10 protein-coding genes are annotated in these 8,304 nt (G+C 63.5%); 7 read left to right on the forward strand and 3 right to left on the reverse strand.

The window, feature by feature from the left end; translation table 11 throughout:
- The first annotated feature begins 144 nt into the window (after positions 1-144).
- The gene (locus QTL95_RS14640; protein ID WP_289720693.1) at positions 145-1,059 is read left to right on the forward strand and encodes an AraC family transcriptional regulator; all 915 of its coding nucleotides are present in this window, start codon (positions 145-147) and stop codon (positions 1,057-1,059) included.
- Between the two features lie 22 nt (positions 1,060-1,081).
- Here the strand turns inward: QTL95_RS14640 and QTL95_RS14645 are convergent, their stop codons facing one another.
- Positions 1,082-1,930 (reverse strand): metallophosphoesterase, encoded by an 849-nt coding sequence (locus QTL95_RS14645; RefSeq protein WP_289720694.1) that lies wholly within the window; start codon positions 1,928-1,930, stop codon positions 1,082-1,084.
- Positions 1,931-2,243: 313 nt separating this feature from the next.
- On the reverse strand, positions 2,244-2,846 hold the full coding sequence (locus QTL95_RS14650) for a superoxide dismutase (protein WP_289720695.1): 603 nt from the start codon (positions 2,844-2,846) through the stop codon (positions 2,244-2,246).
- Between the two features lie 228 nt (positions 2,847-3,074).
- Here QTL95_RS14650 and QTL95_RS14655 point away from each other — a divergent pair, with 228 nt between their 5' ends.
- From QTL95_RS14655 to QTL95_RS14665, 3 genes are all read left to right on the forward strand, one after another.
- Positions 3,075-3,407 (forward strand): hypothetical protein, encoded by a 333-nt coding sequence (locus tag QTL95_RS14655; RefSeq protein ID WP_289720696.1) that lies wholly within the window; start codon positions 3,075-3,077, stop codon positions 3,405-3,407.
- 125 nt (positions 3,408-3,532) lie between these two features.
- The gene (locus QTL95_RS14660; RefSeq protein ID WP_289720697.1) at positions 3,533-4,108 is read left to right on the forward strand and encodes a TetR/AcrR family transcriptional regulator; all 576 of its coding nucleotides are present in this window, start codon (positions 3,533-3,535) and stop codon (positions 4,106-4,108) included.
- 75 nt (positions 4,109-4,183) lie between these two features.
- Positions 4,184-4,687: a hypothetical protein gene (locus QTL95_RS14665; protein WP_289720698.1), complete on the forward strand. Its 504-nt coding sequence runs from the start codon at positions 4,184-4,186 to the stop codon at positions 4,685-4,687.
- Positions 4,688-4,691: 4 nt separating this feature from the next.
- On the opposite strand, the gene QTL95_RS14670 is transcribed toward QTL95_RS14665, so the two are convergent.
- A complete protein-coding gene (locus tag QTL95_RS14670) occupies positions 4,692-5,039 on the reverse strand; it encodes a nuclear transport factor 2 family protein (RefSeq protein WP_289720699.1) in 348 nt (115 codons plus the stop codon).
- 134 nt (positions 5,040-5,173) lie between these two features.
- Between QTL95_RS14670 and QTL95_RS14675 the strand changes: the two genes are divergently transcribed.
- The 3 genes from QTL95_RS14675 (at position 5,174) to QTL95_RS14685 (ending at position 8,026) form a co-directional block, all read left to right on the forward strand.
- Positions 5,174-6,013, forward strand: coding sequence for a helix-turn-helix transcriptional regulator (locus QTL95_RS14675; RefSeq protein ID WP_289720700.1), 840 nt, complete (start codon positions 5,174-5,176; stop codon positions 6,011-6,013).
- Positions 6,014-6,101: 88 nt separating this feature from the next.
- Positions 6,102-6,794, forward strand: a complete 693-nt coding sequence (locus QTL95_RS14680) for a YbhB/YbcL family Raf kinase inhibitor-like protein (protein WP_289720701.1) — start codon at positions 6,102-6,104, stop codon at positions 6,792-6,794.
- Positions 6,791-8,026, forward strand: a complete 1,236-nt coding sequence (locus QTL95_RS14685) for an MFS transporter (RefSeq protein WP_289720702.1) — start codon at positions 6,791-6,793, stop codon at positions 8,024-8,026. Before QTL95_RS14680 ends, QTL95_RS14685 begins: the two co-directional genes overlap by 4 nt.
- Positions 8,027-8,304 lie beyond the last annotated feature (278 nt).

Raw genomic sequence — 8,304 nt, forward strand, 5'->3', positions numbered from 1 at the left:
GCTCATTCGATGGCCTGATGCTACGCCCGTACCCCCTCTTTGCTGAATGCCGGAACTCGCGAATTTCTTGCCTATTCCTCCAATCTGCTTGCGACTAGGAACCAGTGATCTAAGATCACTCCAGTGGTTTCGATGGAGAGCAGGATGGCGGAAGCGCTGAAGGACATGGTGTCGCGCTATATCGATGCGGTCGGCGGCGGCGATGGGTCGTTTGCCATGCCGGCGCCCGTGCCGGGGTTGGCGATCTCGCGCGTCAGCCAGCCGGTGATACCGCATCACCGCATCTACCGGCCGACCATCTGCGTGGTGCTGCAGGGCGCCAAGCGGATCTTGAGCGGCGACCGGGTGCTCGACTATGGCGAGAACCAGCTCTTGATCGTCACCGTCGAGTTCCCCGCCTCCGGCCAGATCGTCGATGCGAGCCCCGAGCGCCCCTATCTCGGCCTCAACATCGATTTCGATCCTGTCCTGATGCGCGAGGTGATGGACGATCTCGAAAACCCGCCCAAGCCCTCCGGCGACGGCATTGCCTGCGTCTTCGTGCAGGATTTCGACGAAGCGCTGCAGGATTGCGTGCGCCGGCTGCTCAACCTCATGGAGACGCCGAAGGCCATCCCCGTGCTGGCGCGCTCGATCATGCGGGAAATCTGCTACTGGCTGCTGACCGGGCCGAACGGCCGAGAGATCTGCAAGCTGGCGCTTCCCGGAAGCCATGCGCGTCGGATGAGCGACGCGATCTACCGGCTGCGCGACAATTTCGCCGAGCCTGTCCGGATCGACGAGCTGGCGGCGGAGGCGCGGATGAGCCCCTCTTCTTTCCACCAGCATTTCAAGACGCTGACCTCGATGACGCCGCTGCAATACCAGAAGCACATGCGCCTGCTCGAAGCCCGGCGGCTGATGGTGACCGACGGCGCCAACGTGGCGAGCGCCGCCTATCAGGTGGGCTATGAAAGCGCCTCGCAGTTCAGCCGCGAATATACCCGCATGTTCGGCACGCCGCCGAAGCGGGATGTGAGCGAGATCAGAGCGTCGCCGATCGAGACGGCGGCGGCTTAGGGCTGCTAGGGACTGCCTGGGCTTAAGCCCGCAGCGCCAGCACCCTGCTTTCCTCTCGGCCGAAGCCGCGGATCTCGAGGCGGTCGGCGTGGACGTCGACGATGGCGAAGGTGTTTTCGGTCTCGGTGTCTACCATGCCCTTGAAGTTGACGAAGTGGCAGCCGTCGACCGCGCCGTAGTTGCCGACGTGGTTGTGGCCGTTGAAATAGGCCTTGACGTTGGGGCTTGCGGTCAGCAGTTCGATGATGCGCTCACGGTCCCAGCAGTCGTGCTGGTTGGGCGGATAGACCGGGTAGTGGTTCATGACGATGACGCGTTCGCCGTGCTCGACGGCGTCGGAAATCTCTGACTTCAGCCAGTCTAACTGGCGGTCGCTGATCATGGCGTTCCACGGCTCGGCATTGATGGCGCCGGCCGCCCGCAGTTCGGCGAGCTTTTCGGCGGCGATAGCGCGATAGCGGTGGCCTTCCGGCGGGGCGAAGGTGCTGACTTCGTTGCCATCGAGGATGATAAAGCGCCAGCCGTGTTTCGCGAGGCTGTAATAGGGCGCCGGCATGCCGAGGCGAGCGGCGACGTTTTCCAGGTGCTCGGGCGCGACGGCGAAATCGTGGTTGCCGAGCAGGAAGAGATTGTCGTGCTTCAGGGCATCGTAAACCGGCAGGATGGCGTCGAAGCTTTTGAAATCGCGGTCGATGATGTCGCCGAGCGTGATGACGAAGCTCAGGTTCTCGGTATTGAAGACCTCGATCGCCGCGGCAAGCTTGGCCCGGCTGTTTTCGTAATAGCGATCCATGCCGGCATGCGGCTCGCGGGCGGCGTATTGCGGGTCGGCGACGATGCCGAAACTGAAGAGTGGGAGCGATTGTGTCATGGAGCCGGATTAGGAGTGGTCGGTGACAGCGGTGTGACAGGGAGGGTGCGCTTTTGTGGGTGATGGAGCAAGTGGCGGCTTTGTCCATCGATGCAGGGCGCAAGTGGCCCCCTCATCCGACCCTTCGGGCCACCTTCTCCCCTTGGGGAGAAGCGAAGATGGAGCGAGCGGCCCGCCACGAGTCCCTTCTCCCCATTGGGGAGAAGATGCCGGCAGGCAGATGAGGGGGCTCCGGGCGCTGCCCTCACCACCCCCAAAAACAAAAACACCCGGCGTCTCCACCGGGTGTTCTCATCAGTCTCGCGAAACCGGCTTACTTGGAAGCGGCTTCGTAGCGTTCCAGGACGTAGTCCCAGTTGATCAGGCTGTCGACGAAGGCTTCGAGGTACTTCGGACGGGCGTTGCGGTAGTCGATGTAGTAGGAGTGTTCCCAGACGTCGACGCCGAGGATCGGGGTGGCGCCGTGGACGAGCGGGTTTTCGCCGTTCGGGGTCTTGGAGATTTCGAGCTTGCCGTCCTTGACGGAAACCCAGGCCCAGCCGGAGCCGAACTGGGTGGTGCCGGCGGCGACGAAATCGGCCTTGAACTTGTCATAGCCGCCGAGATCGGAATTGATCGCCGCTTCGAGCTTGGAAGGCAGCTTGTTGCCGCCGCCGCCCTTCTTCATCCACTTCCAGAAATGGACGTGGTTGTAGTGCTGGGCAGCGTTGTTGAAGAGGCCGGCATTGGTGCCGAAGGACTTCTTGACGACTTCCTCGAGCGAGAGGTCGGCCAGGCCGGCTTCGGCCGCGAGCTTGTTGCCGTTGTCGACATAAGCCTTGTGGTGCTTGTCGTGGTGGAACTCCAAGGTCTCCTTCGACATGAAGGGCTGCAGCGCTTCGTAGTCGTAGGGAAGTTCAGGCAATTCAAAAGCCATGGTCGTCTCCTTTTGGCAATAGTTTGCGTAATCGGCAGGTGTGCGGGAACATAGGAGCGCAAGCTTGGTGAGGCAACCTGCGAAATGTCAAAAAACACAGGTACCGGGGAAAATTTGCCCGCGCTAAGGGCTTGGCACGCAAGGTGCAAATCGCTCATGATGACAGTGCTTTATGACAGGACCTTCGCGGCGTCTGCGCGACCGCGAAAACGTGTGCGAGAACCCGGCATGGCAAGGCTTCCAATCCTCCGTATGATCGTCATCGCGGGCCTGCTTGCCACGAGCGACACTGCCTCGGCTTCCTCGGGCGATGCCTGGAAGGATTTCGCCGCCGAGGTGCAGGGAAAATGCGAGATGGCGGCGCGGGCGCAGGTCGAATTGCCGCACGCCGTCGTCGACCCCTTCGGCAGCGAGAGCTTCGGCGTGGCGCTGGTGACGGGAAAGCCGAAGGGCGCCAACGGCTTCGTCAGCTATTTCTGCATCTACGACAAGAAGACCAAGGAAGTCGAACTCGGCACGGAACTCGAGACCGAGCGGATGCATATCCTGCCCGAGGAATGAAGGCGCACCGACGCGACTTGCGCCCGCCTTGTCATGTGGTGTCGCCGAGTGGCGAGATATCACAACTCCGAGAGCTCAAACCACTGCCATTGACTCCCGACCAACTAGTCGGTAGATATCCATTCATGGCAACAGATACTTACACCCGCATCCTCGACAGCGCCCAGGCGCTGATGGTCACGCGTGGCTACAACGCTTTCAGCTATGCCGACATCGCTGCCGAGGTTGGCGTCGGCAAGGCGACGATCCATCACCACTTTCCCGGCAAGGCTGACCTCGCCGTGGCCGTGATTGCCCGCTACCGGCAGGCGACCAAGGACGGAATGGGGGCAATGGCGGCTGAGGTGACGCAGGCGGACAGGCGGCTTGCCGCCTATGTCGGTTTCTGGGAGCAATGCATCCGCGACAACAATGCGCCGTTTTGCATCGCCGCCCTTCTGGCGGCCGAGCTGCCGAGCCTGCCGCCTGAAGTCGCGGAGCAGGTGAAGGCGCATTTCGATGAATTGATCGAGCGTCTTGCCGCCTTTATCGACGAGGGGCAGAGGAGCGGTGCGCTGAAAAGCCCCGACAATGCCGAGACCAGCGCGCGTGTGCTGGTCGCCAGCGTGCACGGCGCCATGCTGGCCGCCCGGGTCGCCGGCGGCGATGCGGTGCTGTTTTCCAGTATCACCCGGCCGGCGCTGCAAAGGCTCACCGGCTAGACCACCGATCATCAGTCATCGCATTTCTTGACCCAATTACCGACCAACTAGTTGGTCCAAACAGGAGCATTTGACATGGCCAATCCTCTTTCGCTTCTCGGAGAAATCCATACCGCCATCAGCATCATTCCGGCCGCCGCCGGGCTCTACAGCTTCGCCAAGTATCGGGCGATCCGGCCGGAGACATCAGTCGGCAAGATCTATCTCGCGACGCTGGCACTCTCCGCCATCAGCGCTTTCGGCCTGTCGTCCACCGGCGGCTTCAACCCTGGGCATGCGCTTGCGATCGTCGTGCTTGTCGTCTCCGGTATCTGTCTTCTGTTGCCGAAGCTCGGCTTCCTCGGGCGGCTGATCCCCTACCTCACGAATCTCGGCTTCTCCTTTACCTATTTCCTGCTCTGGGTTCCCGGGATCAACGAGACCCTGTCGCGGCTGCCGCCCTCGCATCCGATCGGCAACGGCCCGGACTCGCCGCCGGTGAAGGCGGCACTGCTGGCATGGGTCGTGCTGTTTACGGCAGGCAGCCTGGCGCAGGCCTTCATCGTGTCGCGCCGCCAGGCACGACGCGCCATCGCCTGATATTCTAAGCGTCGCGGCCGAAATAGACCTCGACGGCCGCGACCTTGTCCCCCTTGAAGCGGAACGTTTCCATGTTGCGGAACGCTCCGCCATCGCGTTTGACCGCACGATAGCGCACCACCGCTTCGTCGCCGGCAATGCCGAGATATTCGATCTCCATGCGCTCGAACGGCGGCGGCTCCGGCCAGCACCTGTCGAAATAGGCATCGCGGCCGATATGGTCGTCGCGCGGGCTGGAAAAGGTGAAATCCTCCGTCAGCATGGCCGCGACGATATCCTTGCGGCCGTCGATATAGGCCGCGTAGAGGGCGCGCACCGTTTTCTCGCGCCGGGTGTGGTTTTCTTCCGTCATAGTTCTTCTCCTCCTGCGCATAAGGTGTAATCGCGGGCGAAAAAGGCGAGCGGACTAGTCATGTGCCGTGTCTCATGGCTTGGCATATCGGCGGCAATCGCTAGGATCGCCGCCGAACCAACCGCGGACCACCAATGTCTGACGTCGAACACATACTGGAGCGGCTGCTGAAACTGGCAGCGCGGGACAATCGTCCTTCCGAGCTGCCCGATGGCGCCTTGCGCGCCTCGGCGCTGTTTTCCTTCGTCACCCGCGAGCGCGAACGGATCGCCGGCTGCTCCTTCCCGCGCGCCTCGATCGTCGTGATCGTGGGGGGCTCGAAGGAGGTCGTGACGATGGGCCGGCACTTACGCTTTGCGGCCGGCACCGTGCTTGTTCTGCCCGGCGGCTGGCGCGGCGACGTGGTCAACGATCCGGATCCTGCGACGGGCGTCTACCGGGCGATCTTCATCGATTTTCCCGACGAGCTGGTTGCGCGCGCCAGCCGCGCCTTTCCGCCGCACCGCAGGAACGGCCCGCTCGACCTGCCGCTCGACGCGGCGCTTTCAGGTGCCATCCATCATGCCGGCGAAGGCATCGTTGCCGGCAACCTGCCGGCCGTCCTGATCGAGCACCGGGTGATGGAAGTGCTGATGGTGCTCGGCATGCGCGGCGCCCTGCCCTTCAAGGCGCGGACGACGGGAGACGCGGTTCGCGGCCTGGTTCGCTGGCAGCCGGACAGGACCTGGACCGCCGACATGATCGCCGCCGAACTCGGCACCAGCAACGCCACGTTGAGGCGGCGGCTGGCGAGCGAGGACACCTCGCTGCGCGCCCTGCTCGCGGAGGTCCGTGTCGAGCTGGCAACCGCGATGCTTATGGATGACGGCGTTTCGCTTCGCGAGGCAGCACTGGCGACAGGTCACCGCTCGCCGCGCCGTTTCGCCAAGCGCATGCGGTCCGGCGCAGGCGACAAGCAAGCCGCCGACGTTTGAGCGTATGCGAACGCTTTTCGAGCGTTTCGGTGCGTCGGCCTTCCGCCGCGATTGCTAGAGATCGCCCATCGAACGAGAGGACGAACTCATGCACATCGGAACCATTGCAACAGCCGCGGCCATCCTGTCCCTGTCGACGCCGCTCGTGGCCACACCGCTCCTGGCCACCGACATCACGGTGACGTTCCGCGAGAATGGGCCGGGCGGCACGCTGCCTGCCCGGAACGCATCCTGCGTGGCGGCCGCCGGCAAAGCGGCGGCGGGCAGCAACAAGAGCCCTGCCCTCTCCTGGACGAAGGGTCCGGCGGGAACACGCTCCTATGCGCTTGCCATGACCGATCCCGATGTTCCGGCCGACCTTTCGCTGCTGAACAAGGAAGGGACTGTAATCGACAAGGATGCACCGCGCATGGAGTTCACACACTGGATCCTTGCCGACATCCCTGCATCGGCCACGGAACTCGCCGAGGGAGCGGACGGCGACGGCATGCCGGCGGGCGGGCTCGCGCTCGAGGCGACCAGACACGGTCGACGTGGACAGAACGGATTCGCCGCCTTCTTGAAGGATGGGCCGCATGGGGGCTATATGGGCGCGTGTCCTCCCTGGAACGACCTGCGCATCCACCGTTACCGCGTCACGGTCTATGCGCTCGATACCGACAGGCTCACACTTCCCAAGGTCTTCACCCGCGCCGATTTCCTCGCCGCGGCAAAGGGCCATATCGTTTCGTCCGGCGCGGCGGAACTGACTTACACGATCAATGCGAAGGCCACGAAATGACCGATACGAAATGGGATGCAGCCGCAGCCGAACCCGGTTCCATCCACTGGAAGCGCAATCTGGCCGTTTCGCTCGTCGGCTCGTTCACGACCATCGTGGCGATGACGCTGCTCCTGCCTTTCCTGCCGCTCTACGTCGAGGAACTGGGGGTCAGCGACCACGCCGCGATCGTGCAGTGGTCGGGGATCGCCTATGGCGCCACCTTCTTCGCCGCCGCTTTCGTGGCGCCGCTGTGGGGGCGGCTCGGCGATATCTACGGGCGCAAGCTGATGCTGGTGCGCGCCAGCCTCGGCATGACCGTGGCGATCTCGCTGATGGGGATGGCCGGCAACGTCTGGCAGCTGGTGGCGCTCCGGCTCTTCGTCGGGCTGGCGGGCGGCTATTCCTCGGGCTCGATGGTGCTGGTGGCGACGCAGACGCCGAAGGATCGCTCCGCCTGGGCGCTGGGCACGCTGGCTTCCGGCATCATGGCGGGCAATCTGGTCGGGCCGCTGATCGGCGGCGTACTGCCGCCCCTGATCGGCATTCGGGGCACGTTTCTCGCCGCCGGTGCCGCCATCTTCCTCGCCTTCCTGGCGACCCTCTTCCTCATCAAGGAGGAGAAATCGCCTGCCCGCAAGCTGGCGGCGAAGGCGAGCGGTGGCTGGGCCTCGATCCCGGACAAGCGGCCGGTCATTGCCATGCTCTTTACCGGCATGCTGCTGATGCTCGCCAACATGTCCATCGAGCCAATCATCACGGTCTATGTCGCACAGCTGGTGGACGATGCGGCGCGGGTGACTGTCATATCAGGCATCGTCATGTCGGCAGCCGCACTCGGCAGCATCCTCTCGGCCTCGCGGCTGGGCAAGCTGGCGGACCGTATCGGCCACTGGCCCGTGATCGCGGGCGCGCTCGGTGTGGCCGGCCTGCTGCTCATCCCGCAGGCCTTCGTCACCAGTTCATGGCAGCTGATCGTGCTCCGCTTCCTGATGGGCGTGGCGCTCGGCGGGCTGCTTCCCTGCATCTCCGCCGTCATCCGCCACAGCGTGCCGGACAGCGCGGCCGGCGGCATACTCGGCCTGTCGGTGTCGTCGCAATATGTCGGTCAGGTCGCCGGCCCGATCCTCGGCGGCTTCGTCGGCGGACATATCGGCATGCGGGCGGTGTTTCTGGGGACGTGCGTGCTGCTGATCGCCGGGGCTGCGTATTCGTGGATGGTGCGGCCGAAGGAGGATGTGGGCGAGCGTTGAACATCCGCTTGTAAACCGTTGGAATGCGGCCGTCCCGAGCACCGGCACCGTTGCATTCGTGGAGACGTGCTTAGATCCTCGGCACGACGGCCGAGGATGACGTCGGAGAATAGGATTTGCCCGTAAACCATTGAGCTGCCCAGCTTTTTACAAACGCGACGTCATACTCGGCCTTGTGCCACTGCTGTCCGGTTTAAATTGGATGGACAAGGCGCACGGTGTTGATTCTACTCGTATTCGAACGTTTGGCGACGATCTCGGACACGAAAGAGGAACAA

Origin of the sequence: Rhizobium sp. S152 (assembly GCF_030380735.1) — a bacterium.
Taxonomy (GTDB): domain Bacteria; phylum Pseudomonadota; class Alphaproteobacteria; order Rhizobiales; family Rhizobiaceae; genus Rhizobium.